The following is a 1,186-nucleotide window of genomic DNA, read 5'->3' on the forward strand; positions in this document are numbered from 1 at the left end:
GGTAATCCCCCCTCAAATTAACTGACGTCAAAAGTAGAATTTTCTCGTAACATAAACGCAGGAGATTCACTATGAAAACATCAAAATTCACCGATAGCCAAATCATGGCAATCCTTAAACAAGCTGAAGCCGGAACTCCAGTCCCAGAATTGTGCCGCGAACATGGCATGAGCTCAGCGACTTTTTACAAATGGCGAGCCAAATTTGGCGGCATGGATGCATCATTGATGGCTCGTCTAAAAGAGCTTGAAGCTGAAAATGCCCGACTGAAAAAGATGTATGCCGAAGAGCGGCTAAAGGCCGATGTCATTCAGGAAGCCATGGCAAAAAAGTGGTAAAGCCGTCGCAACGTAAAGCGATGGCTCAGCATGCAGTTGCAAATCGAAAAATCAGTATCCGTTTGGCCTGTGCAGTATTTTGTATCAGCGAAACCTGTTACCGCTACCAGCGCGTTAATGACGACGAAAATGCAGAGATTGCAGACTTTCTTGTTGAATTAACTGAAAAAGAATCGGATTGGGGCTTTGGTCAGTGTTTTAATTACTTACGCAACGTAAAAGGCTTTGCTTGGAACCATAAGCGTGTATACCGAATTTACTGCGAATTAGCGTTAAATCTGCGGATAAAACCACGCAGAAGGTTAAAACGAAATGCACCAGAGCCGCTGAAAGAGCCAACTAAACCCAATCAGGTTTGGTCGATAGATTTTATGCATGACCAGTTATCAGATGGACGAAGCTATCGACTGTTCAACGTGATTGATGACTTTAAACGTGAAGGGCTCGCGATTGAAGCAGGTTTTTCATTGCCAACAATGCGGGTGATCCGAGCGCTAAATCAGCTACTTGAAGGGCGAACAAAACCAATTGCGATCCGTTGTGACAATGGACCTGAATTTATTAGCCACGAATTTACAGAATGGGCGAAAAAGCATGAGATCAGGATTGATTACATTCAACCTGGCAAGCCGCAGCAAAATGCGTACATCGAAAGACACAATAAGACAATTAGGTACAGCTGGGTAAGCAAACATTTATTTGATACGCTTGAAGAAGTTCAGGACTATGCCACAAAATGGTTATGGTTTTACAATCATGAACGACCGCACAAAGCCAATGGCGGAAAGCCGCCATTGATGGCTGCATAAACTCTACTTTTAACTTCGGTTAAAAATGGGAGGATTACC

Annotated in this window: 1 protein-coding gene; it reads left to right on the forward strand. The window is 43.5% G+C overall.

Annotation, left to right across the window (positions count from 1 at the left end; translation table 11 throughout):
- Positions 1-71 precede the first annotated feature (71 nt).
- Positions 72-1,147, forward strand: a protein-coding gene (locus A5320_RS01250; protein ID WP_157605574.1) for an IS3 family transposase whose coding sequence is annotated in 2 segments (ribosomal slippage) — positions 72-324 and positions 324-1,147 — 1,077 coding nt in all. Because the reading frame shifts where the segments join, the coding sequence is not laid out codon by codon here.
- Positions 1,148-1,186: the final 39 nt, after the last annotated feature.

The organism is Rheinheimera sp. SA_1 (assembly GCF_001669775.1).
Lineage (GTDB): Bacteria > Pseudomonadota > Gammaproteobacteria > Enterobacterales > Alteromonadaceae > Pararheinheimera.